General features: G+C 29.3%; 24 protein-coding genes and 2 pseudogenes. 3 read left to right on the top strand and 23 right to left on the bottom strand.

Going from position 1 to position 26402, the window contains the following annotated elements; genetic code table 11:
• Positions 1-17: 17 nt before the first annotated feature.
• From FOC43_RS00900 to pseI, 20 genes and pseudogenes are all read right to left on the bottom strand, one after another.
• On the bottom strand, positions 18-1904 hold the full coding sequence (locus tag FOC43_RS00900) for a motility associated factor glycosyltransferase family protein (protein WP_155820384.1): 1887 nt from the start codon (positions 1902-1904) through the stop codon (positions 18-20).
• On the bottom strand, positions 1901-3823 hold the full coding sequence (locus FOC43_RS00905; protein WP_155820387.1) for a motility associated factor glycosyltransferase family protein: 1923 nt from the start codon (positions 3821-3823) through the stop codon (positions 1901-1903). The genes FOC43_RS00900 and FOC43_RS00905 overlap by 4 nt, the downstream gene beginning before the upstream one ends.
• 12 nt (positions 3824-3835) lie before the next feature.
• On the bottom strand, positions 3836-5695 hold the full coding sequence (locus FOC43_RS00910) for a motility associated factor glycosyltransferase family protein (protein ID WP_141110473.1): 1860 nt from the start codon (positions 5693-5695) through the stop codon (positions 3836-3838).
• Positions 5692-7632 (bottom strand): motility associated factor glycosyltransferase family protein, encoded by a 1941-nt coding sequence (locus FOC43_RS00915; protein ID WP_155820417.1) that lies wholly within the window; start codon positions 7630-7632, stop codon positions 5692-5694. Before FOC43_RS00915 ends, FOC43_RS00910 begins: the two co-directional genes overlap by 4 nt.
• The gene (gene ptmA, locus FOC43_RS00920) at positions 7632-8402 is read right to left on the bottom strand and encodes a flagellin modification protein PtmA (RefSeq protein WP_002798114.1); all 771 of its coding nucleotides are present in this window, start codon (positions 8400-8402) and stop codon (positions 7632-7634) included. The genes FOC43_RS00915 and ptmA overlap by 1 nt, the downstream gene beginning before the upstream one ends.
• Positions 8402-9109 (bottom strand): CMP-N,N'-diacetyllegionaminic acid synthase, encoded by a 708-nt coding sequence (gene legF, locus FOC43_RS00925; RefSeq protein WP_002805727.1) that lies wholly within the window; start codon positions 9107-9109, stop codon positions 8402-8404. Before legF ends, ptmA begins: the two co-directional genes overlap by 1 nt.
• Entirely contained in the window at positions 9102-10007 is a 906-nt protein-coding gene (ptmF, locus tag FOC43_RS00930; protein WP_004283574.1) for an L-glutamine-D-fructose-6-phosphate isomerase subunit, read from the bottom strand. The genes legF and ptmF overlap by 8 nt, the downstream gene beginning before the upstream one ends.
• A complete protein-coding gene (locus tag FOC43_RS00935) occupies positions 10004-11029 on the bottom strand; it encodes a nucleotidyltransferase family protein (RefSeq protein ID WP_004283577.1) in 1026 nt (341 codons plus the stop codon). Before FOC43_RS00935 ends, ptmF begins: the two co-directional genes overlap by 4 nt.
• An 8-nt stretch (positions 11030-11037) precedes the next feature.
• On the bottom strand, positions 11038-12192 hold the full coding sequence (gene legG / locus FOC43_RS00940) for a GDP-N,N'-diacetylbacillosamine 2-epimerase (hydrolyzing) (RefSeq protein WP_002805712.1): 1155 nt from the start codon (positions 12190-12192) through the stop codon (positions 11038-11040).
• Positions 12185-13189, bottom strand: coding sequence for a N,N'-diacetyllegionaminate synthase (legI, locus tag FOC43_RS00945; RefSeq protein ID WP_002794799.1), 1005 nt, complete (start codon positions 13187-13189; stop codon positions 12185-12187). The genes legG and legI overlap by 8 nt, the downstream gene beginning before the upstream one ends.
• Positions 13190-13228: 39 nt before the next feature.
• Positions 13229-13902, bottom strand: a pseudogene (locus tag FOC43_RS00950) (class I SAM-dependent methyltransferase).
• A gap of 17 nt (positions 13903-13919) precedes the next feature.
• Positions 13920-15041 carry an N-acetyl sugar amidotransferase gene (locus FOC43_RS00955; RefSeq protein WP_002782235.1) on the bottom strand — a complete coding sequence of 374 codons (1122 nt, stop codon included), beginning with the start codon at positions 15039-15041 and terminating at the stop codon, positions 13920-13922.
• 116 nt (positions 15042-15157) lie between these two features.
• Positions 15158-15544, bottom strand: coding sequence for a hypothetical protein (locus FOC43_RS08930; RefSeq protein WP_002782233.1), 387 nt, complete (start codon positions 15542-15544; stop codon positions 15158-15160).
• Between the two features lie 2 nt (positions 15545-15546).
• Positions 15547-15863: pseudogene (locus FOC43_RS08935) on the bottom strand (3-hydroxyacyl-CoA dehydrogenase NAD-binding domain-containing protein).
• Positions 15864-15935: 72 nt separating this feature from the next.
• On the bottom strand, positions 15936-16163 hold the full coding sequence (locus FOC43_RS00965; protein WP_002872953.1) for an LbetaH domain-containing protein: 228 nt from the start codon (positions 16161-16163) through the stop codon (positions 15936-15938).
• Positions 16163-16477, bottom strand: a complete 315-nt coding sequence (locus FOC43_RS00970; protein ID WP_002843554.1) for a PglD-related sugar-binding protein — start codon at positions 16475-16477, stop codon at positions 16163-16165. The genes FOC43_RS00965 and FOC43_RS00970 overlap by 1 nt, the downstream gene beginning before the upstream one ends.
• Before the next feature lie 108 nt (positions 16478-16585).
• On the bottom strand, positions 16586-17740 hold the full coding sequence (gene legC / locus FOC43_RS00975) for an aminotransferase LegC (protein WP_004283601.1): 1155 nt from the start codon (positions 17738-17740) through the stop codon (positions 16586-16588).
• Positions 17733-18704 (bottom strand): 4,6-dehydratase LegB, encoded by a 972-nt coding sequence (gene legB / locus FOC43_RS00980; protein WP_002796111.1) that lies wholly within the window; start codon positions 18702-18704, stop codon positions 17733-17735. Before legB ends, legC begins: the two co-directional genes overlap by 8 nt.
• Positions 18701-20647 carry a motility associated factor glycosyltransferase family protein gene (locus FOC43_RS00985; RefSeq protein WP_155820390.1) on the bottom strand — a complete coding sequence of 649 codons (1947 nt, stop codon included), beginning with the start codon at positions 20645-20647 and terminating at the stop codon, positions 18701-18703. The genes legB and FOC43_RS00985 overlap by 4 nt, the downstream gene beginning before the upstream one ends.
• On the bottom strand, positions 20644-21675 hold the full coding sequence (pseI, locus tag FOC43_RS00990) for a pseudaminic acid synthase (protein ID WP_004283604.1): 1032 nt from the start codon (positions 21673-21675) through the stop codon (positions 20644-20646). The genes FOC43_RS00985 and pseI overlap by 4 nt, the downstream gene beginning before the upstream one ends.
• A gap of 255 nt (positions 21676-21930) precedes the next feature.
• On the opposite strand from pseI, the gene pseA reads away from it, so the two are divergent.
• From pseA to FOC43_RS01005, 3 genes are read left to right on the top strand one after another with little or no spacing between them, the layout of a single operon-like run.
• The gene (gene pseA / locus FOC43_RS00995; protein ID WP_002801008.1) at positions 21931-23067 is read left to right on the top strand and encodes a pseudaminic acid biosynthesis protein PseA; all 1137 of its coding nucleotides are present in this window, start codon (positions 21931-21933) and stop codon (positions 23065-23067) included.
• Positions 23064-23669, top strand: coding sequence for an imidazole glycerol phosphate synthase subunit HisH (hisH, locus tag FOC43_RS01000; protein WP_004283605.1), 606 nt, complete (start codon positions 23064-23066; stop codon positions 23667-23669). The genes pseA and hisH overlap by 4 nt, the downstream gene beginning before the upstream one ends.
• Positions 23670-24416 carry a HisA/HisF-related TIM barrel protein gene (locus FOC43_RS01005; RefSeq protein WP_002777703.1) on the top strand — a complete coding sequence of 249 codons (747 nt, stop codon included), beginning with the start codon at positions 23670-23672 and terminating at the stop codon, positions 24414-24416. It begins immediately after the preceding gene.
• On the opposite strand, the gene pseH is transcribed toward FOC43_RS01005, so the two are convergent.
• From pseH to pseF, 3 genes are read right to left on the bottom strand one after another with little or no spacing between them, the layout of a single operon-like run.
• Positions 24381-24854, bottom strand: a complete 474-nt coding sequence (gene pseH / locus FOC43_RS01010; RefSeq protein ID WP_002781802.1) for a UDP-4-amino-4,6-dideoxy-N-acetyl-beta-L-altrosamine N-acetyltransferase — start codon at positions 24852-24854, stop codon at positions 24381-24383. The genes FOC43_RS01005 and pseH overlap by 36 nt on opposite strands.
• Entirely contained in the window at positions 24851-25675 is an 825-nt protein-coding gene (gene pseG / locus FOC43_RS01015) for a UDP-2,4-diacetamido-2,4,6-trideoxy-beta-L-altropyranose hydrolase (protein WP_002784879.1), read from the bottom strand. The genes pseH and pseG overlap by 4 nt, the downstream gene beginning before the upstream one ends.
• Entirely contained in the window at positions 25659-26357 is a 699-nt protein-coding gene (pseF, locus tag FOC43_RS01020; RefSeq protein WP_002838678.1) for a pseudaminic acid cytidylyltransferase, read from the bottom strand. The genes pseG and pseF overlap by 17 nt, the downstream gene beginning before the upstream one ends.
• Between the last annotated feature and the right edge of the window lie 45 nt (positions 26358-26402).

Below are 26402 nucleotides of genomic sequence, written 5' to 3' on the forward strand. Positions count from 1 at the left end.
TTTATGCATCTAAGCTTTTAAAGTGCTTTTTTCTTTTCTAAAAAGTCTTGCAAAGGTAAAATAGCGATTTTAAGTCTTTTGTCTTGGACTTCTAAAAGTTCTATGATATTTTCTATCAAAGATTCATGCGCATAAATCCAAGCAAAAAGTTTATTTTGTTTATCAGATTCATCTTTGATATCTTTAAGATATAAAGGCGTTAATATACTTTGTTCGTGATGTAAAGTAGGGCCTAAAATTTCTTGCAAAAAGAGATATTTTTTATTTGAAAGTTTTTCTTTGATTTTGTCTATATTTTGATTTATTTGTTCAAGAGAGAGTTTGTTCTTTCCATGGGTAAGATTGTAAATTTGTTTTTGAACTTTTTTACACTCTTTTTTAAAATTCAAGGATAAATTCATATTTTTTTTGATTTTTTGATAGATTTTTAATCCGAGTTTTACTTGTTCTTTAGTATTTAAAACTTGTAATTTTTTAAATTTTTTATCTTTTTTATTTTTGAGTAAATCTTCGCAAAGTTCTTTAAAAGGTTTTTCTATAGCGCTTTCTATCCTAGCACCTCCTTGGGTGCAATTATAAGTTTTACTTTTGCTAAAAGCAATGAAATTTTCAAAAATTTGTCTAAAAAGTGTCCAAATTTCAGAACTTTGAACTTTTCCATTTCCTCCATAAGCTGTAGTGCTAAATTTATCTAAGTCCCTTTCATAGTCTCCATTGTGTAAATTAGCATGGATAAAACCTTGAGAGTGTGTTTGCCCATCTTTGGCATAAGCTAAATCCTGACCTATGAGAATGATGTTTTTATGTCCTAAATTTTCAGCCAGTTCATAAGCCATGTGAGATACACTCATACCTCCGTTAATATATCCATAATCGTCTAGCCCCAAGCATCTAGCAAAAGGCTGGCCTTTTATGATTAAAATGTATTTTCTTTGATTTTTTTCAAGATAAGAAATGGTTTTTTTATGCACCAAAGAAGCTACTAGAAAAATGATGTCTTTATCAAATTCCCCAAAATCATTATTAAAACATTCAGCTACTATTTCATCGCGTTCTAGCATACAAACATAATCGGGCTTAATATTATGCTTAGCTAAAATAGGATAAGCACTATCGGCACAGAAAATCGTAGCTTTACTAGCATACTTTTTTAACAAAGGAAGTTGTTTAGTAAGAGATGGTCCTGTAGAAACAATGATAGCTGTATCACTTATACCCTTTCTTTTAGAAAGTAATTCTTTATAACTAGGATGGGTAATCATTTGAGGAAGATTATAAACAAATTGTTCTATGCCTTGAAGAGCATCTTTTGGATCATTACCATGCATAAGATTGTGATTTTTGATGGTTTGCATATTGAGTTTATTAAGTTTTAAAATATCTTCTTTATAGTGTTCATAAAAATCATTAGCAATGTGTAGGTTATAAGAACGATAAAACAAATCCCCTATCAAACGAAAAACTTTATCCATTTTAGGAAGATTAATATCATCATGATGTAAAATAATGAGTCGCCCTAAGCTTAAATCTTTGCTAAAATCTATGAAATTTAAAGCCAAAAAGATAAGTTCTAATTCTTTTTCAAAGATGATTATTCTTTTAAGTGCTTGATTTTGAAGTAGAATTTTATATAAAATTCCATTTCCAAAACCATAAAAAAAAAGCACAGGATAGCGTGCAAAATCTTTAAAATATTCTAAATTTTTTTCAAGCTCTTTGATGGGATCTTGATACATTTTTTTTAAATTTCTTTTTTTTATGATATTGATATCAAGATTATCTTTTCCTTGAGTGAAAGTAAATTCTCTAAGCTCTTTTAGATCCTCAAGTTTTTTGCGTAAGTTGTTATACTCAAAACCGCTTAAAGCTTTTAAATTTTTGTTAAAATTATTTTCTTCTCTCACCTTCTCACCCTTTCCATCCATTTATCTAATTTTCTTTCTTTAAGTTTTTCTTCTAAAGGAAGTATATTTTTTATCAAAGCATTTTCTTGTGCTTTAATATGTCCATAAACTAATTCCATAAATTCTAAATGTTCTTTTATCCAAAGAATACTTTTATTAAAAGCATCTTCTTTGGTTTTAGGATTTAAAACATAAATTCTAGCAAGATTAAGTTCAAATTGGATTAGCAAAGGACTTAAAATTTCATATAAATCTTGCATTTGTTTTATATCTTCAAGTTTGTTTTTAAATTTATCTATTTTTTCAATAGCTAAATTGATATCCTCTTCTTTTTCATTTAAACTCAAATATATACTTTGTATATTTTCAAAATCATTGCTGAGTATTTTACTAAAATCTCTACAATGTTTAATACTTTGATAAACTTTATAATAAGCCTTAAGTAAAAATTCATTTTGTTTATTTAAACTTAAAGGTTCTAATTTTTCAAAAGGTTTATTTAAATCTTTATCAAGTAAATTCTCACAAGCCCATAGAAAAGGTTTTTCTATGGTTCCTTCTATCCTTGCTCCACCTTCGGTACAGTTGTAGGTGGTGATACCCATTTTTCTAGTATTTGGAATCATTTCATTTTCAAACCAATTTTTAAATAAAAGCCATATACTATGAGTTTCAACTTTTCTGTTGCCTCCATAAGCTATAGTTAAAATATGTTCATACATTTGACTTTCATAATTAGCTGAATTTTGATAATCATCAGGATGAGAATTGCCATTTTCAGCATAAGCTAAATCCTGTCCTATAAAAATGATGTTTTTATGACTTAGATGAGTTGCTAGATAAGATAATGTATGTGCAACACTAAATCCTACAGCAGCATAGCAAAAATTTTTAAGATTTATATAATATGGAAAGGCAAGAACTTTTTGAGTTATGATAAAAGTTTTATTTTTTAAATATTCAATTGTTTTTGGATGAACAACCCCTGCGCAAACAAATACAATATCCTTATCAAATTCCCCAAAATTATTATTAAAAAATTCAGCAGTAATTTCAGTTCTTTCTAGCATACAAACATAATCAGGCTTTATGCCATGTTTAGCTAAAATAGGATAAGAAGAATCCGCACAAAAAATCGTAGCTTTACTAGCATACTTTTTTAACAAAGGAAGTTGTTTAGTAAGAGATGGTCCCGTAGAAACAATGATAGCTGTATCACTTAAATTTTTTCTTTTAGAAAGTAATTCTTTATAACTAGGATGAGTAATCATTTGAGGAAGATTATAAACAAATTGTTCTATGCCTTGAAGAGCATCAAGAGGATCATTACCATAAGAAACAATAGAATTTTTAAAATTTTCTGCTAATTTTTTATTCAATCCTAAAATATCTTCATGAAATCTTTCATAATAATGACTCATCAGTTCTAAAAAATAAATTCTAGAAAATTGAAAGAAAGGTTTGCTAGAGCAAAAATTAGAAAAAAATTCTATATCCAAAGAACTTGTTTGCAAAACCATCAATCTTGCACTTTGTAATTCACTTGAAAAATCTAAGATATGAAACATTATCCAAATGATTTCTATATCTTTTTCAAAAACAACAATATGTTGATGATTTTTATTTTGCAATAAAGCTTTAAATAAAATTCCATTTCCAAAACCATAAAAATACAATACAGGATAAAGTAGATATTTATCATTATAAGTGTTTAGCATAGAGTTTAATTCATCAATAACATTTTCATAAAGAAAAGTATTATCACTTGTATCTTTTAGATTGATATCTAGATTATCTTTACCTAAGATAAGTTCAAATTTACTAGACTGGATTTCTTTTAAACTTTCTTTTAAAAGAATATTACTTAAAGACTCAATGTTTTTGTTAAAGAGTTCTTTTTGAGTAGGGGTGAAGATCATTGGAAATCCTAATTATTTTTTGATTATATCGTCAAAATTCCAATTTTCTAAACTTTTTTCTATGGTTTTGTTTTGAGTATCAAGATATCCTAGGCCTTGGATAAACCAATTGTGTTGTATTTTTAAAAAGTCTATTAAATTTTCTTTTTGCTTATTTGTGTTTAAAACTTCAAATTTTAAAATTTCGCATTCGTTATGAAAATAAATAGCTTGACAAAGTTCATTAAAAAGCTTGAGTTTTTTAAATTCTTTAAAAAGATTTAAAAGATCATTTTTGATTTTTTCAAGAGTTTGAAAATTCTTGTCATTTTTTTCTAAAGTGTATCTAAGCTTTTGAAGCTGAGTTTGAGTTTTTTTTATAAATTCTTTGGATTCTAAAATGCTTTTTTGGAGATATTTTTTTGTTTTTTCTAATTTTTCTTTGGCTAGTTTTTTATCTAGAAATTTTGGAAAATCAAAAGGTTTATTTAAATCTTTATCAAGTAAATTTTCACAAGCCCATAAAAAAGGTTTTTCGATAGTTCCTTCTATTCTTGCTCCACCTTCGGTGCAGTTGTAGGTGGTGATATTGAGTTTTTCTTTTGCCCAAAATATATCTTTTTCAAAAGCTTGACGAAATAAATTCCAAGTGAGTTGAGTTCTTACTTTGCCTTTTCCCCCATAAGCTAGTGTATATTTTTCTCCTCTGATTTCTTCACCTTGGCTTCCATGTATATGCTCTTTAGGATGTGAACTTCCATCCTCGCCATAAGCTAGATCTTGTCCTATAAAAATGATATTTTCAAATCTTAAAGCTCCTGCTAGTTCATAGATCATATTGGAAACACTGTGTCCTACTCCAAGATATCCATATTCATCAAGTTTTAAACTAGCTGCAAAATTTAAAGGGCGATGTACAAGCATATAAGCTCTTTGATCTTTTTCTAAAAAATCTAATACTTCTTTGTGAACCACAGAAGCAAGTATGAAAAGTATGCCTTTGTTAAAATCGCCAAAATCATTATCAAAACATTTAGAAACTATGTCATCACGCTCTAGCATGCAAACATAATCAGGCTTTATACCGTATTTTCCAAGAATAACATAAGCACTATCTGCACAAAAAATCGTAGCTTTATTAGCATACTTTTTTAATAAAGGAAGTTGTTTAGTAAGAGATGGTCCTGTAGAAACAATGATAGCATTTTTAACCTTAGCTCTTCTTTCTTTGAGAAATTCTTGAAAAATTCCATGATTTAACATTTTAGGGAGATTGTCTAGGGTATGTTTGATCCCTACTAAAGAATCATGTGGATCATTACCTTTGTTTAAAACGATAAATCGTATCATTTCTATCAGTTGAGTATTTATATTTTGTATTTGAGTGCTATAAAATTGTTGATAAAAATCATTATGGATAAAAAGATTAAAAATTTTTACACTTTTTTGAATGATTTCATAAGTAAAAAGTGTGGTAAGTTGTGCTGTATTAATATTTGGAGTATAAAAAAGTATTAGTTGTTCTTTTTTTAATTCTTCGCTAAAATCAAATAAATGAAAAGCTAAAGTTAAAATTTCAAGATTGTCTTCAAAAATGATAATGTGTTTATGTTGTTTGTTTTTACATAAAGTTTTATAAAACATTCCATTTCCAAAGCCATAAAAAAACAAAACAGGATATTTGTTATATTCGGTTTTAAACAGAGTAAGGTTTTCCAAAAGCTCTTTATTGGGATTTTCATAAAGAAAAATATCATCTTTTTTAAAATTTATTCCATTTTCATCTTGGATAAGTGCAAAAGTTAAGTATTTAAGTGATCTCAGTGTACAAGCTAAAAATTCATCAACTTCAAATAAAGCTTGAGTATTTTTTAAAAAAAGCTCTTCTTTCACCTTCTCACCCTTTCCATCCATTTATCTAATTTTCTTTCTTTAAGTTTTTCTTCTAAAGGAAGTATATTTTTTATCAAAGCATTTTCTTGTGCTTTAATATGCCCATAAACTAATTCCATAAATTCTAAATGTTCTTTTATCCAAAGAATACTTTTATTAAAAGCATCTTCTTTGGTTTTAGGATTTAAAACATAAATTCTAGCAAGATTAAGTTCAAATTGTGTTAGTAAAGGGCCTAAAATTTGTATCAAATCTTTTTGAGTATTGTAAAGTTCATCTATTTGAGTTTTGGTTTTGTCTATATCTTGAATAATTTCTTGAATAAAAATTTCATTTTTTTGAGAATTTTGTAAACTCATAAAAGAGTTTTTTATTTTATCATAAACTTTAATAAAATTATCGTTAAAATCTCTACAATGTTTAATACTTTGATAAACTTTATAATAAGCCTTAAGTAAAAATTCATTTTGTTTATTTAAACTTAAAGGTTCTAATTTTTCAAAAGGTTTATTTAAATCTTTATCAAGTAAATTCTCACAAGCCCATAGAAAAGGTTTTTCTATGGTTCCTTTTATCCTTGCTCCACCTTCGGTGCAGTTGTAAACTTTAGTATCTAAATACTTTTGTATTTTTTGCACATCTTGCTCTAAATTTCGTTTAAACATAAGCCAGACATGGTGAGTTTTGATTTTTTCTTTCCCACCATAAGCCTCGGTTAAAATATGTTCATACATTTGACTTTCATAATTAGCTGAATTTTGATAATCATCAGGATGAGAATTGCCATTTTCAGCATAAGCTAAATCCTGTCCTATAAAAATGATGTTTTTATGATTTAAATGTAAGGAAAGATAACAAGCCATATGTGCAACACTAAATCCCATGTTAAAATATCCAAAATAATCTAATTTTAAATATTGTATAAAACTTGCATAGGTTGAAACTATAGTAAAATTATCGGTTTTTTTGGTTAGGTAATTTATGGCATTAGGATGTACTATGGATTTGATAATAAAACAAATTCCATTATCAAATTCCCCAAAATCATGATTGAAAAATTCAGCAGTAATTTCAGTTCTTTCTAGCATACAAACATAATCAGGCTTTATGCCATGTTTAGCTAAAATAGGATAAGAAGAATCCGCACAAAAAATCGTAGCTTTACTAGCATACTTTTTTAATAAAGGCAATTGTTTAGTAAGAGATGGTCCCGTAGAAACAATGATAGCTGTATCACTTAAATTTTTTCTTTTAGAAAGTAATTCTTTATAACTAGGATGAGTAATCATTTGAGGAAGATTATAAACAAATTGTTCTATGCCTTGAAGAGCATCAAGAGGATCATTACCATAAGAAACAATAGAATTTTTAAAATTTTCTGCTAATTTTTTATTCAATCCTAAAATATCTTCATGAAATCTTTCATAATAATGACTCATCAGTTCTAAAAAATAAATTCTAGAAAATTGAAAGAAAGGTTTGCTAGAGCAAAAATTAGAAAAAAATTCTATATCCAAAGAACTTGTTTGCAAAACCATCAATCTTGCACTTTGTAATTCACTTGAAAAATCTAAGATATGAAACATTATCCAAATGATTTCTATATCTTTTTCAAAAACAACAATATGTTGATGATTTTTATTTTGCAATAAAGCTTTAAATAAAATTCCATTTCCAAAACCATAAAAATACAATACAGGATAAAGTAGATATTTATCATTATAAGTGTTTAGCATAGAGTTTAATTCATCAATAACATTTTCATAAAGAAAAGTATTATCACTTGTATCTTTTAGATTGATATCTAGATTATCTTTACCTAAGATAAGTTCAAATTTACTAGACTGGATTTCTTTTAAACTTTCTTTTAAAAGAATATTACTTAAAGACTCAATGTTTTTGTTAAAGAGTTCTTTTTGAGTAGGGGTGAAGGTCATCATAAGCCCCATCCATCATCTACCACTAAAGTTTGCCCTGTGATAAATTTACTCTCATCGCTAAGTAAAAATACCAAAGTTCCACATATATCATCTGCATCTAGCATACCTTTACTCGCACAACATTTTCTATAAGCTTTTAAAAAAAGTTCATTTTGATTATCCAAAATTCCTCCGCTTGCTAGAGTATTAACGCGTATGTTTTGATTAAAAAGCTCTTTAGCTAGCCAAGAGCTCATGTGATTAATCCCTGCTTTTATCACACTGTATTCTAAAGAGCTTTGCATGGAAGTGCCTTCATAGTTTTCAAATTTTGGCGCATAAACTCCCATGATGGAGCTAAGATTGATGATATTACCATAGCCTTGTTGTTTAAAAAATTTCACAAATTCTTGAGCAGCCAACATAAAGCCTGCTAAATGTAAATTTAAACTTTCACAAATTTGTTCGTATTTGAGTTCATAATAAGGCGTTTTACCCCAATCTTTGCCAAAAGGATAGCTTGAGTTAACAAAAGCATCGATTTTGCCGTATCTTTCTTGACTTTTTTGAAGGGCGGTTTGTAAGCTTTCTTGTTTAGTGATATCAAGTTCTAAGCTTAAAAGTTTTGTTTTAAAATTTGTTTCTAAATTTTCTTGCAATTTATTTAAGCGTTCTTTGTTGATATCTGCGAGTATAGGGATACCTTTGCTAAGAAGTATTTTTTGACAAAGCGCTTTACCTATACGCCCACAAGCTCCTGCTACAAAGATGATTTTATTTTCAAGCATTAAAAATCCTTTGGCGATAAATTTTTTAAAGAGATTAAAAACTCTACGATTTTAAAATCAAGCTCGCTATCAATATCAAAAGCCGTGCTTTCATCCATTACAAAAAGCCCTGTTTTTTCTCCAAAAACACTATCATTTTCTAAAAGATAATCCCTTTTAAAGATATAAATACTAGCGTTCATATCGTAGCATTTTGGGGCACTTTGGCGAGTGGTAAAATTTCCTTCTTTGGATTTTACTACCTTGTTATTTTGTATTTCTACGAGGTTAAAATAAGGATTACGTCTAGCAGGAACTGCGGTGATGAGATTGGAATTATCATTTTCAACAAAACTTTCATAAGCTTTTTTTATATCAAGGCTTGAGCGAAGCGGGGCTGAAGCATCTAAGTCTATGAGAGTTTCAAAACGCGTTTTAAAATGCTCTTCACTTCTTAGCAAGGCATCACGCATGACAGGAAGTTTTGCAGCCCGATCATTGGCAAGATGAGCTTCTCTTTTGAAAAAAACTTCAGCGCCATATTTTTGGGCTACACTTGCGATTTTATCACTATCAGTACTTATGACTATGTGTTTAAAAAGCTTTGAATTTTGAGCTTGTATGATGCTATAAGCTATCATTTCAAGTTCGTTAATCTTTCTAATATTTTTGTTTTTAACACCCTTGCTTCCACCTCTAGCACAAATGGTACATAAAATTTCAGCCATTTTTTTTCCTTACTTCATCACAAAGTTCAAGCACTTTTAAAGCCTGTTTAAGATCGCAAAGTTCTTTGTCTTTTTCAAAGACTGCATGATGTAAATTTTGAAGGGTTTTTATCGTATCATTTTCAAAATTTAAGATTTTTTGACTTTGATCTTTGTGATAAATTTCGATTTTATTGTTTATTAAATCGGCTTTAAAGCTTTTTTCTAAAGTATGGATGGTAATTTCTCTTTTGTTGAATTTAGAAAAATAGTCTAGTTCTATATGAATTTTAGCTTTTTGTGAATTTTTTAAAGCCAAAAAGGCAAAATCATCGCTTGTTATGTCAAGCTCTGAAATTTTAGCATTTTGGGAGTATATAAGCTCTAAGTTTCCAAAAAGAAAAAAGGCTAGATCGATTTCATGAGAAAGATCGAGTAAAACCCCACCACCTAGCTCTTTTTTAGCGCTGTAATTTTGCCTGTAGTCTAAAGCTCTCCAATGGGGCAAATAAGAATTGCAAATCAAACTAGCAAAATAAATTTTTTCACCTTTTAAAAGCCTTTTTAAAGCGACAATCACAGGATGAAAACGCAGTAAATATGCTACATAAATGTGATTTTTTAAACTTGTGAAATTTTGGCTTTTTTCAAATAAAGGTTTTTCTACGAGTATGGTTTTATCTTTTACAAGCCCATCTAAAGTTTTTAAGGTGTTAAAATGCTCTGTGGTGATATTTGCGATGATAAAAAGATCAAATTCGTTTAAATCACATTCTTTCAAAGAGCGATAAATTGGAGTGTTTTTAAATTCTTCTTTTTTAGCACTTAAAGAAAGCAAACTCACTTCATGATTTAAATTTTTTAAGGCTAAAAAATGCTTTTTTCCTATGCTTCCAAAGCCTATGATTAAGACTTTCATTTAAAATCCTCATTGGCTTTTAAAAACTCATCTGGCCTTCCAATGTCAATCCAATAATCGTTGATGATATAGGTATTTACCTTACCTTTTTGCAGAGCGAGTTTGATGAGTTCTGGCATATCTAGGTATTCATTTTTAGCAATTAAATTTAAAATTTCATTTTCAAGTACATAAATCCCCGCACTTACTAGGAATTTTTGGGTAGGTTTTTCTTCTATATTTTCTATAAAACCTTGTTTTTGAGTGATCACTCCATAAGGAATTTGTTGCTCAAACTCACGCACGCAAACGCTCATTAAAGCTTTTGATTTTTTATGCGCTTTTAAAAGATCATTAAAATCAAGCTCGGTTAAAATGTCTGCATTCATAACGATAAAACTTTCTTTAAATTCTTGTTTTATAAGGCTTAAAGCTCCTGCTGTGCCTAGTTTTTTACGCTCTTTAATATAAGAAATTTTAACCCCAAATTTTTGCCCTTTTTGAAAATAATCTTCTATGATTTGTTTTTTATAATTCACACAAAAGATAAAATTTTCAAAATTTTGATTTTTAAGTCTTTGGATTATGCTTTCTAAAATGGGTTTTTTGCCTACTTTTAACATAGGTTTTGGAGTATCTTTAGTCAGCTCTTTTAAGCGAGATCCTAAGCCTCCAGCCATGATGACAATGGAGTTTGGATTGGTTTTTAAAAGCGATGAGACAGATTTTATGGAAAGAATTTGCCCTTTTTCATCTAAAACAGGAAAGTCGTAAATATCGGTTTTAGCAGAAATTCTTAAAAGCTGTTCTTTGCTTGTGTTTTCTTTTATGGTGATGGGATTTTTAGTGTAAATATCCTTGATACTATCTTTTAAAGTTTTGCCACTAATTAAAGCTTTTCTGATGTTTGAATCACTAATGACTCCTAAAAATTTATCCTTTTTATCAACTATAATGCCTAGTCTAACGCGCTCTTGCCCGACTATTTTTAAAGCTTCTTTTATGCTAGAATCAGGGGTGAGTTTGAGTTTGTTTATATCCACACTAAGCCTTATAAATCGATGAAATTTTTATGTAAAATTGTATCTAAATTTACATTTTTTAGGCAAGTTTTTATGAATTTATTGGGATTTTTATCATTATCATAAGGGTTTTTAAAATTTTTTAAAATTTGTTTAAATTCTTTGCTTTCTAATTTTTCAAAAGCTTGATCAAGATCATTAATTTCACAATCAATGATATTTTGAGTTCTTAAACGCCCTTTTTGTCTATCGCCTATATTAATGCAAGGAGTTTTAAAAAAAGGACTTTCACTAATACCACTTGAAGAATTGCCTATCATGGCCTTGGCTATTTTCATAAGACTTAGGTATTTTTGTGAGCCAAGATTATCAAAAAGTTTAGCCTTGTGTGAGTTTTTTTGGCAGTAATTTTGCAAAATTTCATTGATTAAAAGTCCGTTTTCATCGGCATTTGCTTTGGTAAAAATCAAACTTGCGTTTTTAAGGGTGTCAAGTTTTTTAAGTAAGGTTTTAATCTCTTTTTGAGTATTTTTTACATTTAAGGTTAAAGGATGATAAGTGATTAAGTAAAGTTCTTTATCTAGTTTCATTTCTAAGGCTTTTTCTAAATCTTTTTTGTTTAAAAAATTCATATTTTTTATGATAGTAGAAGCTAAAGATCCTATATTAAAAACCCTTTTTTCTTCTTCTCCAAGTTGCAAAAGCCTTTTTTTATAAATTTCATGACTTACAAAATGTAAATGTGACATTTTTGAAATGCTGTGTCTTATACTATCATCAATAGCCCCTAAAGTAAGCTCCCCGCCACATAAATGCACTAAAGGTATGTGCATCAATAGACATACACTTGCTACGCTAAGCATTTCATAACGATCGCCTAAAATGACCACCATATCAGGCTTTAAGTCTTCAAAAGCATCGCTAAAAGCACTAAAAGCTAAACTCATACTTTTACAAAGGCTTATTTTATCATCGTTTGCAAGCAGGATAGGGATTTTTTTAGTGGTTTTAAATTCTTTTTCTATTTCTTTATAAGTGAGTCCAAACTCAGGACTTAAATGCGCTCCTGTAGCAATGATTTGAAGGCTTAGATCTTTATCGTTTTGAATTTCACGACATAAATTTCTTAAAAGATACCATTCAGCCCTTGTTGCACTGACTATACAAATTTTTCTTTTACTCACAGATAAGCTCATCTTCTTTGTAGTTTTTTGTAGCAATTTTACCTAAAAACTCTTCATATCTCATAGCACTTATACCATTTGCTGGGCGTTTGGTAGTAAGATTTTCTTCGTTAAAAATTTCTCCTTTTTGGATATCTTTTTTAGCGACTAAACTTTTTCTTACTATGTTGATATTTTTTCTTTCGCTTTTGCTTGCTTTTTTTATGCCATCACCCATAGCCTTTTGTATTTGTCTTATTTGAGTACAAAGCGTTTTTAGTTCATGAGGTTCTAGGCTTGCTTTATGATCAGGCCCTGACATATTTTTGTCTAGAGTAAAATGCTTTTCTATTACACAAGCTCCCAAGGCAACTGCAGCTAGAGAAATGTGTATGCCTTGAGTGTGATCAGAATAACCCACATCAAGCTTAAAAGCGTCTTTTAAGCTTTGCATGGCTTTAAGATTGACTTCATCAAAAGGGGCAGGGTATTCTGTAGTACAGTGTAAAAGAGTGATATTTTGGCGTTTAGTACCATTTTTACAAAGCGCATTTAAAGCTTCTTCTATCTCGCCTAAATTTGCCATACCTGTTGAAAGTATGATTTTTTTATTAAGCTTTGCAATTTTTTTAAGATAGGGTAGATTGGTGATTTCTCCGCTTGGAATTTTAAAGATTTTTAAGCCTAACTCATTTAAAAGATCTACACTTTCAAGATCAAAAGGAGTAGAAAGAAAGGCAATATTGCATTTTTTTGCGTGTAAGATAAGCTCTTTATGAGCTTTAAGATCGAGTTCGAGTTTTTGTACCATTTGAAGCTGACTCTCATCACTAGCCGTGGTTTTAAGCTGATAGGGTGCTTTTTTAGCCTTTGTGCTGATACAGTTTTTGGCTTTAAAACTTTGAAATTTAACAAAATCAGCTCCTGAATCTGCTGCGATTTCTATTAACTTTTTAGCTAAATTTAAATCACCATTGTGATTAACTCCTGCTTCTGCGATGATTAAAGTTTTTTTCATAGTTTTGCCTTTATTTTGCCTTAAAATAAAGGCAAAATTTTATTTTTTAATACCTATATAAATATAATGGTGTGCCGATCCTTCAAAATTATAAAAATTAATAGGATCATAATCTCCTAGAAATAAAGTTTCAAAAGGTTGAAAAAGATTTTCTAGATCTTCGGCTTTATCGATGAAATGTATAAAGCTTGTTTCATTTAATCTTCCATTAATTTCAACTTTACTCAAGCCATTTTTTTCTTCTTTTTGACTGTGGGAAAAATAATAATTTTTCTTGCTCATCATTGTAGCAAAAAGTATTCCACCTGTGTTCAAAAGTTCGTAAAATTCTAAAATATTTTGTTTAAGTTCTTTTAGAGGTATGTAGTAAAGACTTTGATTTGCAAAGATAATATCCATATTTTCATCAAAAAGTCCTTTGATGCTAGAATTTGGTTCTATAATTTTACAATACCCCCCCCGCTAATATTTTGCTCCCAAATTTCTTTTAAACTTGGAACTATATCTATTCCAAAAGTTTTAAACCCTTTGCTTTGAAAATACGCTGAATGTACACCATTGCCACAACCAAAATCAAGTAAATTTCCATTTATTTTATTTAGTTTGTATTTTAAAATTCTTTCATAAAAACGTACTACATGACCATCTGGAAAAAGTAATCCGTATCCATTTTCATTATATTTCATTGTATAAGCTTCTAATGAGTTTTGCATTTTTTTCCTTTATATTTTTATTGTAATTTGTTTTTTAATTTAAATTCTCCAAAATCATTTTTATAAAATAAATCCATATTGTAATGTTTTTCTACTATTTTCCAAAATGTAGTTTTACTAATACCTATGAAATTGCAAAAATCTTCAACGCATTTATTGTCAAGCTTATGATCTCTTTTTTGCACAAGTTCAATAGCTTCTTTTCTGCTTAAAAGTCCATAACGCACGAAACGAGCTGCGTAATCACTCGCACAAGCATGACCAAATTTAGGGTATTTCATCCAAGCGTGTAGGATATAGCCTATACTATCAACTTGATCAAAATTTTCTGCACACATTGTTCTATCCCATTCGCCTTCTAGATCAGTAAAACCACGACTTTTAGCAAAAATATAATTGCTATAAGAATTCCATTTTACAAAATAACTTAGATAGATAGGGTTAAGTTTATCGAGTTTATCTTTGTTTGGATTGAAAAAGAGTTGCAAATTTTCTTCTTTGATTTCATCATCTATAAATTCATTTATATTTAAATCACTAGCTACACCATTTAAAAATATTTCTTTAGCGCTAGGAGTTTCTTCGGTATCACTACCTCCATATTCATAACTAACATTTTCTCCATAAACCAATAAAGGTGTATTAAATTTTAAAGCCATAGCAAAAGGATAGCTGTAAATTAGTCTATCAATAAACCAAGTGGGTTTTCCATATTTTTCAAAGGTTTTTAGCATAACTTTTTTTTGAGTTTTGATATCAGGCTTTAAGCTAATAATATGACAACCAAAAGTTTCACTTAAATTTTTAAGATTTTTCTTACCTGCTTCAGTCATGGTGAAATTATCTTCAACGCTAAAAAGAATAGGATTCATTCCAAGTTTTTCTTTCATGATATGCACTTGAAAATGCGAATCTTTACCTCCACTTACGGCAATAGCACAATCATATTCAAATTTTCCATTCATTCTGCGGTATTTATCGCATAAGACTTCAAGCTCTTTAAACCTTGCTTTATAATCAATATTTTCTTTATTTTTATGATTGATGCAAGCTGAACAGATATTTTTACCTTCTTTATCTTTTGTAAAATTAATACCAGGTCTAGTATTTGGCATCACGCAGTGATCACAATAAATCATTCCCCACCCCTTCAATTTAGTAAAAATATTAGATTGTATAAAATATTAAATTAATATTTGCTTATTTTATAAAATATCACTTATGTTTGTTTTATTTTTCTACCTAAAATTCCTTTTTATAAGGCCTTTTTAAAGATTTTTGGATGGTAAAAATTTTCATCATCTTCTTTTAAATTCTTACAAATTTTATTACAAAGTTCTATGCCTATAGTGTCGATAATATTTAACAAATTTCTTTTTTCATAAAGCAAATCATAAACTGTTTGACATTCTTTGAAATTATAATCGTATTTTTCTATAATTTTAAAAAATGATGAAATTTCATTGAACAAAAGCAAATTTGCTAAAGCTCCTCGATTGCCTTTACTGCAAATGATATGAAATCCTAATTTTTTAAGATCTTTCAATGGGGTAAATCGTTCTAAATTAGAACCACAAAGTTCTATTAATTTGATATAAATAGTATTGAAAAAATGTATAAAATCGCAGTTTAAATCATCCATACTCAAAGAACTTGAATTCGAAAAACTATATTATTATCTCTAAGAATTTGCATGATTTCTTTTTTAAATTTAAATCTTCATTTAAGCTTTCTATAGTCAAGCTATTTTTAAGATCTTCTATATGTTGGTAAATGTTTATTTTTCCGGCGTTAAAATTAGAAAAATCTATTTTTCTTTGTAGAAGTTTTATTTGTTTTTCAAATTCGTATATATTGAGCTTGCTTTTATTATAAACACCTATTTCATAGCCTAATAAATAAAATAAAGCACTTATTTGCTTACCCATTAAACCAAAGTCTATGATATTAATTTCTTTCATTGTTTTTTCCTTGTTTTAATTATATTTTTATGAAAAATAAGTTGATTGGATGTGTAGTTTTTGCTAATAATACTACCTGCTTACTATGCAGTTATCTTCTAAGTTTACGCAAGGCAACAGGCTAACTCTAGTAGCTAAAAAACAATTTTTTCCTATGCTTGAATTTCCATTAAGTGTAGCATAAGGGCTTAAAATACTTCCTTCTCCTACCTTACAATCATGAGCTATGCTTGAATAAATATTACAAAGCACAAAATCTCCTATATTTGAATTAGCATTAATGGTTACAAAAGGACACACTATACCCCTTGTCCTATTTTAGCTTCTTTTGAAACAAAAGATTGAGGATGTATAAAAGTGATAAAATTACATGATTTTTTTGAAAGTTTTACAAGGATTTTTTTTCTTAAATTGATTTGTCCTACACCTAAAGCAAAAGATGCTTTTTGAATCAACTTTTTATCGAAATTATCTTCATTGCCTAGATATTTTAAGTCAAAAAAATTATTTTCTTGTATATCAATATAGCCTATAATTTCGTAATTTGCATCTTTTAAATAAGAATAAAGCTCTCTAGCAAAGCCACCCGCTCCTATGATGATGACATTTTTCACGCACTTCTCCTAAAAGAAGAAGTAAAAAAATCAAATCCCCCCCCCCGCTATTCTCATATTTTTTCTTATTAAATTTTTTTAATGCTTTGAATTAAATTTTGCAACGCATCATTCCTTTTTATTTGCTATTCTAACGCTACTAGGTAAATTAATCAAGCGTTTTTCTAATTTTTTAGTGTTTATAAGCTCATTGCTTTGACAGTTTTGAAAAGCTTTTAAACTCGGTAAGCTTTTCCATACAGGACGGACGAAAATATTATTTTTCAAGCATTCTTCTAAAAAAATATTTCTTAAATTTTCATTTTTAAAAAGCAAGGTATTGAGCCAAAAATTGCTTCTTTCATTGCTTTTTTCATCGATAAATTTACATTTATCGTGATTTTTAAAAAAATCCTTGTAAATTTTAGCAAGTTCTCTTTTGTTTTCTAAAAAAAGTTCTAAATTTTCAAGTCCTGCAAGCAAGATTGCTGCGTTTATATTGCAAAGACGGTAATTATAAGCTATCCTATCATGATCGTATTCGTAAGGATGGGGGATTTTAGCTGTGGTACTAAGGTGTCTTGCAAGTTTGGCTAAATTTTCATCATCGCTTAATATCGCCCCACCGCATCCACCTGTGATGATTTTATTGCCATTAAAGCTTAAAATTCCACACTTTCCAAAAGTGCCTAAGGCCTTGTTTTCATAGGTGCTTCCTAAGGCTTCTGCAGCATCTTCAATTAAAAGGATGTGGTATTTTTCACAAAGCTCTTTGATGGCTTTTATATGAGCGCTTAAACCAAAGGTGTGCATAATAACACAAGCTTTGATGGGTTTGTGTGTGGTTTTGTTATAGCTAAGATTATCTTTTTGATAAGTTTGATTTTCTAAAAAATGCTCTAAAGCCTTAGGACTTAAACTTAGAGTGTTTTCATCTATATCTAAAAAAACGGGTTTTGCACCTGTATAAGCGATAGCATTGGCCGTAGCGACAAAGCTTATGCTTTGAGTGATGACTTCGCAGTTTTCATCGATACCATTAGCTAGTAAAGCGATATGAAGGGCTGCTGTGCCTGTATTTGTAGCGATGACAAAGCGTGCTTTGGTTTTTTCTTTTAAAGCTTCTTCAAAACGCGTTACAAATTCTCCTACGCTTGAAACAAAACCGCTATCGATACATTCTAAGAGATATTTTTTCTCATTGCCTATAAAGCAAGGCTCATGTAGGGCGATATTTTCTTTATTAAAAAGACTTTTTATAAAAGAAATTTCTTTTTTAAACATTATAAAGCTCACTTTTATAATTTTCTAAATTTTCTTTAAAATACTCTATGCTTTGTCTCAAGCCTTCTTCTAGACTTATTTTGCTTTGCCAATTTGTAGCTTTTTTAAGCTTGTTTGCATCGCAACAAAGTCTAAAAACTTCGCTATTTTTAGGACGCAATCTTTGTTCATCTTGGATGATTTTTACTTTAGAATCTAAAATTTTTTGTATGAGATCAAGTACTTCTTGCATGGAGTATTCCACTCCTGAGCCTATATTATAAACTTCTCCAAAATGTTTTAAATTTAAAAGAGAGATAAAACCCTCGCAAGTATCTAGCACAAAATTTAAATCCCTTTTAGGGCTTAAATCTCCTAGTTTGATTTCCTTTGTTCCACTTAAAATTTGTGTGATGATGGTAGGTATGATAGCCCTTGCGCTTTGTCTTGGTCCATAGGTGTTAAAAGGGCGTGCAATATTGACATTTAAATTAAAAGAATTATAATAACTCAGCGCCATCATATCTGCAGCGATTTTGCTTGCAGAATAAGGGCTTTGAGGTTGTAAAGGGTGTTTTTCATCGATAGGTACATAAAAGGCTGTGCCATAAACTTCGCTTGTTGAGGTGTGGATAAAATGTGAAATCTCGTTTTTTTTAGCTGCTTCGAGCATATTTAAAGTGCCATTGACATTGGTATCCACATAGCTTTGTGGGGCTGTGTAGGAGTAGGGGATAGCGATTAAAGCGCCAAGATGAAAGATCGCATCTATATTTTTGGTGATTTTTTCGCAAAAAAAACTGTCTCTTAAATCTCCACTTATAACTTCCATGTCTTTTAAAAAAGGACTTTTTTCTAAATGTCCCCAAAAATTAAAAGAATTATACTGGCTTAAAGCTCTGACTTTAAAACCTTTTTTGACTAAACTTTCACAAAGATGAGAACCTATAAAACCATCAGCACCTGTAACTAAAATATTTCTCACCTTCTCACCCTTTCCATCCATTTATCTAATTTTCTTTCTTTGAGTTTTTCTTCTAAAGGAAGTATATTTTTTATCAAAGCATTTTCTTGTGCTTTAATATGTCCATAAACTAATTCCATAAATTCTAAATGTTCTTTTATCCAAAGAATACTTTTATTAAAAGCATCTTCTTTGGTTTTAGGATTTAAGACATAAATTTTAGCAAGATTAAGTTCAAATTGGATTAGCAAAGGACTTAAAATTTCATATAAATCTTGCATTTGTTTGATATTTTCTAATTTGTTTTTAAATTCATCTATTTTTTTAATAGCTAAATTGATATCCTCTTCTTTTTCATTTAAACTCAAATATACACTTTGTATATTTTCAAAATCATTGCTGAGTATTTTACTAAAATCTCTACAATGTTTAATACTTTGATAAACTTTATAATAAGCCTTAAGTAAAAATTCATTTTGTTTATTTAAACTTAAAGGTTCTAATTTTTCAAAAGGTTTATTTAAATCTTTATCAAGTAAATTCTCACAAGCCCATAGAAAAGGTTTTTCTATGGTTCCTTCTATCCTTGCTCCACCTTCGGTACAGTTGTAGGTGGTGATACCCATTTTTCTAGTATTTGGAATCATTTCATTTTCAAACCAATTTTTAAATAAAAGCCATATACTATGAGTTTCAACTTTTCCGTTGCCTCCATAAGCTATAGTTAAAATATGTTCATACATTTGACTTTCATAATTAGCTGAATTTTGATAATCATCAGGATGAGAATTGCCATTTTCAGCATAAGCTAAATCCTGTCCTATAAAAATGATGTTTTTATGACTTAGATGAGTTGCTAGATAAGATAATGTATGTGCAACACTAAATCCTACAGCAGCATAGCAAAAATTTTTAAGATTTATATAATATGGAAAGGCAAGAACTTTTTGAGTTATGATAAAAGTTTTATTTTTTAAATATTCAATTGTTTTTGGATGAACAACCCCTGCGCAAACAAATACAATATCCTTATCAAATTCCCCAAAATTATTATTAAAAAATTCAGCAGTAATTTCAGTTCTTTCTAGCATACAAACATAATCAGGCTTTATGCCATGTTTAGCTAAAATAGGATAAGAAGAATCCGCACAAAAAATCGTAGCTTTACTAGCATACTTTTTTAACAAAGGAAGTTGTTTAGTAAGAGATGGTCCCGTAGAAACAATGATAGCTGTATCACTTAAATTTTTTCTTTTAGAAAGTAATTCTTTATAACTAGGATGAGTAATCATTTGAGGAAGATTATAAACAAATTGTTCTATGCCTTGAAGAGCATCAAGAGGATCATTACCATAAGAAACAATAGAATTTTTAAAATTTTCTGCTAATTTTTTATTCAATCCTAAAATATCTTCATGAAATCTTTCATAATAATGACTCATCAGTTCTAAAAAATAAATTCTAGAAAATTGAAAGAAAGGTTTAGAAGAACAAAGTTCAGTATAATCTTGAGCTTGTAATTTATCATTTTCCAAAACTATCAATCTTGCACTTTGTAATTCATGTGAAAAATCTAAGATATGAAACATTATCCAAATGATTTCTATATCTTTTTCAAAAACAACAATATGTTGATGATTTTTATTTTGCAATAAAGCTTTAAATAAAATTCCATTTCCAAAACCATAAAAATACAATACAGGATAAAGTAGATATTTATCATTATAAGTGTTTAGCATAGTTTGCAATTCTTTAATGGGATCTTGATAAAGTAAATTTTCATTATACCCCCCCCCATTATTTTTTATACTTGTATCTTTTAAATTGATATCTAGATTATCTTTACCTAAGATAAGTTCAAATTTACTTGATTTAATTTCTTTTAAACTTTCTTTTAAAAGAATATTACTTAAAGCCTCAATGTTTTTATTAAAGAGTTCTTTTTGAGTAGGAGTGAAGGTCATTGGAAATCTCCTTGTTTTAAAGCTGTGCCAAATTCTATATCTTTGCTAGCTTTTTTTCCTAAAAGTTCTTGATAAAATTTAGGATGTAGTCCAAAAGAAGGACGCACGGATTTTACATTTTCTTCACTGAACATTTCACCTTTTTTGATATCCTTGCTTGCATATAAGCTTCTTGCAAAAACACGGTTTTTAAGAGCTTTTTCATCTAAGTCTAACTTACCATCACCTAAAGCACTTTCAGCCTGTCTTACTGCATCTACCATAGCTTTAAATTCATCAAAATCAAGACTAAATTTACTGTCTTCGCTTTCTATGTTTTTGTCTAACATAAAATGCTTTTCTATCACTCTAGCTCCAAGTGCTACTGCCATAACAGGGGCTAAAAAACCAAAGCTATGATCACTTAGTCCCACTTCAACATTAAATTTTTCTTTTAAACTTGCTATGCCTTTTAAATTCATATCTTCTATGGCAGTAGGATAAGCCGAAGTGCATTTTAAAAAGATTAAATCAGGATTTTTTTCTTCTTTAAAAATTTCACAGATTTTAAAAAGTTCTTCTTCTGTAGCAATGCCCGTTGAAACGATAGTAGGTTTTTTTTCTTTGGCGATTAAACGCATGAAATTTTCATCATTAGCTTCAAAAGAAGCGATTTTATAGGCTATAGGATCAAAGCGTTTTAGAAATTCCAAATCTTCTTTAGCAAAGGGACTTGAAAAACAAAGTATGCCTTCATTTTGTGCGGTTTCAAAGATTTGAGAATGCCATTCATAGGGGGTTTTTGCACTTTCATAAAGCTCATAAAGTTTTCTTTTGTCCCAAAGCCCACCCTTAATAATAAAATCTTCTTTGTTGCTATTTAGAGTCATGCTATCTGGAGTGTAAGTTTGAATTTTTATCGCATCAGCACCTGCTTTTTTGGCTGCTTTTATGCTTTGAAGTGCCATCTCAAGACTTCCTGCGTGATTTGCACTAAGTTCTGCTATGATAAAAACTTTTTTATCGGTGTTAAAATTTCCTATTTGCATGTTTTTCTTTCTTTGGTAAATTTCCTGACTAAAATGATATATAATTATATTATATATTTCTTCAATTTATATATTTATATTATATAAATATTACGACTTTGTTATGATTTTGCTTGGTTTCATTCAAAAAATGCCATAGGGATTTAAATCATAGAATTTATTCATTTTTTAATTTTTATATAATATAAATATATAAAATTATAAAATAAAATTTAATTATAACGATATATATTTAAGACTAATTAAAGGAAATTTATGAGATTTTGTAAAAAATGTGTGATGCCAGATACTAAGCCTGATTTACATTTTGATGAAGAAGGTGTTTGTGATGCTTGTCGTTCTCAAGAAGCTAAAAATCAAAATATTAATTGGCAAGAAAGAGAAAAAGAATTTTTTGAGCTTATAAAAAAATACAAAAAACATCCTGTTTATGATTGTGTTATCGGAGTAAGTGGCGGAAAAGATTCTACTTTTCAAGTGGTTAAAATGCTTGAACTTGGACTTAATCCTTTGTGTGTGTGTTTTGAGCCTAGTGTGCCTACGAAAATAGGGCGCAAAAATTTAGACAATTTAAATCATCTTGGCGTGGATTTGATCCATATCAAGCGTGATCCAAAAGTTTATCAAAAACTTGCCCGTGAAGCTTTTATAAGAACAGGGGATAATGAGTGGCAAAACCATTTGGGAATTTTTACTTCTGTTCCACGCATAGCGGTAAATTTTGGAGTGCCTTTGATCATCTGGGGAGAAAGTCCACAGATAGAGTATGGCGGTCCTGCGAGTAGTAAAAATAAAAATATTTTAGGCAGAGAGTGGCTTGAAGAATTTGGCGGGCTTTTAGGAAATCGTGCTTCTGATATGCTTGGGGTAAATGGTATCACTGAAAAAGATTTGTTTTTATATACTTATCCAAGTGATGAAGAACTTCAAAGAGTAGGGGTTACGGGGCTATTTTTAGGGTATTATTTTAAATGGGATTATAAAAAAATTCTTGAAATTTCTAAAAAATATGGTTTTTTAACTCTAGATCATCCTGTTGAGACTACTTATGAAAATTTTGAAAATTTAGATTGTTATTCTAATCATGTGCATGATTATTTAAAATACTGCAAATACGGCTTTGGTAGAGCAACAGATAATGCTTGTTTGGATATTCGTTTAGGTTATATCAGTCGTGAAGAAGGGGTGCGTTTGGTACAAAAATACGATGGCAAGCCCCCTAAAAAGGCTATTAAAAAATACCTTGAATTCAGTGGTTTTAGCGAGGAAGAATTTCAAAAAATAGTAGATTCTTTTACCAATAAAAAAATTTTTAAACGTGATGAAAATGGTAAATTTATAAGAGATTATGATGGTTCTTTGGTAAGAAAAGACGAGTGTGTTTTAAAATGATAGCGCTCATTGATTACAAGGCGGGAAATTTAAACTCTGTTGCTAAGGCTTTTGAAAAAATAGGAGCTATAAATTTCATAGCTAAAAATCCAAAAGATTTGCAAAAAGCAGATAAATTGCTTTTACCTGGAGTGGGATCTTTTAAAGAAGCGATGAAAAATTTAAAAGAACTTGGTTTTATAGAAGCTTTAAAAGAGCAAGTTTTAGTACAAAAAAAACCTATTTTAGGCATTTGTTTAGGAATGCAGCTTTTTTTAGAAAGGGGCTATGAAGGTGGAGTTTGCGAAGGACTTGGTTTTATAGAAGGTGAAGTAGTCAAATTTGAAGAGGATTTAAATTTAAAAATCCCACACATGGGTTGGAATGAGCTTGAAATTTTAAAACAAGATCCTTTGTATCAAGGCATAGAAGATAAGAGTGATTTTTATTTTGTGCATTCTTTTTATGTGAAATGCAAAGATGAGTTTGTAAGTGCTAAAGCACAATATGGGCATAAATTTGTCGCATCTTTGCAAAAAGATCATATTTTTGCGACGCAGTTTCATCCTGAAAAAAGTCAAAATTTAGGCTTAAAACTTTTAGAAAATTTTATAAGGCTTTAAATGTTAAAAACTAGAATAATTCCTTGTGTTTTGCTTAAAAATTCTCAACTTGTTAAAAGTATAGAATTTAAAGATTTTCGCACTATAGGGCATTTAACTTCAACAATGAGAATTTATAATGCACGCAATGTTGATGAGCTTATTATCTTAGATATAGATGCTTCAAAAAGTGGAGAAATAGATTTTGAAAGTATAGAAGATCTTGCTAAAGAATGTTTTATGCCTTTAACTATAGGTGGCGGGATAAAAACCCTTGAAGATATACAAAAGATTTTAAATTTAGGTGCGGATAAAATTTCTATCAATTCTAAGGCCTTAGAAGATATGGATTTTATAAGTAAAGCGGCTAATCGTTTTGGTTCTCAATGTATAGTTTGTTCTATAGATGTTAAAAGAAAAGGAGAGCAATTTTGTGTTTATGACAGGGGAAATTTACTTGAAAAAAGTCCTTTAGAACTTGCTTTAGAATATGAAAAAAAAGGAGCTGGAGAGCTTCTTTTAACTTCTGTGGATTTTGAAGGAAGGGCAAAGGGTTATGATTTAGAACTTTTAAAGATCTTTCAAAATAAACTTAAAATTCCTCTTATTATCAATGGAGGACTTAGCAATCCAAGTGATGGAGTCGAGGCTTTAAATTTAGGTGCTGATGCTTTAGCGGGTGCTTATATTTTTCATTTTTCTAAGTATACCCCTAAAGATGTAAAAGAAGAATTAGCTAGGCAAGGCTTTGCAGTCAGATTGCTTTAGGCAAATATGGTAAAAATCTTTATCTTCATCATAAATAGTAAAATGATTTTGTTGATATAATTTTAAAGCTTTGCGATTGTCTTTGAAAACATAAGCTTTAAGAGTATTTACTTTTAAGTTTTCAAAAGCGTATTTTATAATTTCATTCATTAAAATTTGTCCTACGCCTTTTAAATTAGGTTTTGCGTAAAGTCCAAATTCGCAAGATTTAGTTGTGATATTGACAAAATCAATTACGCCGATAATCTGTTCATCTTGAAAAACTAAAAAATATTTTTTGCTAGAATCTTGATGTAATTTTTTTAAAAATCTTAAATGTTCTTCAAAATCAATATATTTTGTTTTCATAAATTGATTGATATCGGGGTGATTGCGCCATTTAAAAATCAGCTCTATTTCTTGAGAATTAAGTTCTGTGAAATTTTTAAGTTTTATCAATACTTATACTCCACTTCATACCCTTTTTTAGCAAGCCAAGTTGCTGTAGATTCTTGATTTTTAACATAACAAATAGCTTTGAAATTTGCCTTTAAAAGCAAGGCTTCATTGACTAAAGAACTTGCACTAATGATGAGTTTATTGCTTTCATTCATCAATTTTGCAATATTTTCATGATCGATAAATAATCTAATATTGTTATGTAATTTTGCAAATTTTTGCAATTTTTTAAGATTAGGATTAGAAGAGCTGGTTGCAATGCTGATGATTTTTGTTTTAGGTAATTCGCTAGCAATTTGTAAAGAAAGGTTTTTTATATCAGTTCCACCCATGCAAATGAAAAAATCATATTTTTTTTCTCTATTTTCTTTGGCCTCTTGATAAAATTCTTCCCTGATTAAAGCATAAGAAAAACCACATCTTACTTCGCATTTAAAAGGCACTAAACCTTCATAATCACTTGCTTTTGCATAGGCATTGACATTGAGTAAAATATCACAATGATGAGGCTTTATTTCATCATCAAAGCTTAGAATTTTCACCCCTGTTTCAAGCTTGATCAGTTTTTCATCATCTACGCTGATGCCATAGTGATCAATGATAAGAAGTTCAAATTTTTCTTCTTTGATGAGATTGATAAGCTCGTAGATACTTTCGCTACTAAGCTCATAAACAGGATAAGGAATTTCATCGATCAAGGAGCCTTCTAAAGGCAAGCAAGCAAAACTTACATCATCATATTGTTTAGCTAAGACTAGATCGCGTTTAATGTGTCCAAAGCCTATTTGACTGGAGCTATCGCTTCTAAAAAGCACTTTCATGATTTACCTTATAAAGTATTTTTGCAAATTCCAAATCTTGTATGGTGTCTATATCGCAAACTAAATTTTTTGGCAATACAAACACGCTAGAATGAGGTTTAAATATAAAATCTTCCTCAAGCCAAGCTTTGCTTGTACCAAAATAAAAAGCTCCTGCATCATGATAAGCTTTTGTTAGATCTTGTGAACGACTTTTATAATGTTTTTCATCAAACATATAAACTTGATTGTTTTCATTTAGATAAAATGCCCTTTGTATAGGATACTCAAACTCAGTAGCAGCAAATAAAAACTTGCTTTGATTTTGTATAAATTTTTCATAGGCTTGTTTTAAAATGTCTTTATTTAATAAAGGAGCAGTAGCATAAAGGCAGCAGACATGATCATAAATTTGATTTTGGCTTTGTAAAATTTCTATGGCATTTTGCACTACAGCAGTGCTTGAAGCATAATCATCGCTTAAATTTTTATCACGCACAAAAGGAGCTTTTGCACCGTATTTTAAGGCTACTTCTATGATTTCTTCATCATCACTTGAAAGCACCACTTCATCAAAAATACCTGAATTTAAAGCATTTTCTATGCTATAAGCGATTAAAGGTTTGCCTAGGAAATCAATGATATTTTTTCTAGGAATTCTTTTTGATCCACCACGAGCAGGGATTATGCAAAGATTTTTCATAGTTAAGCCTTGTTTTTTGTGTTTTATTTTACTAAAATTTAAGTA

It is taken from the genome of Campylobacter coli, from assembly GCF_009730395.1.
Lineage (GTDB): Bacteria > Campylobacterota > Campylobacteria > Campylobacterales > Campylobacteraceae > Campylobacter_D > Campylobacter_D coli.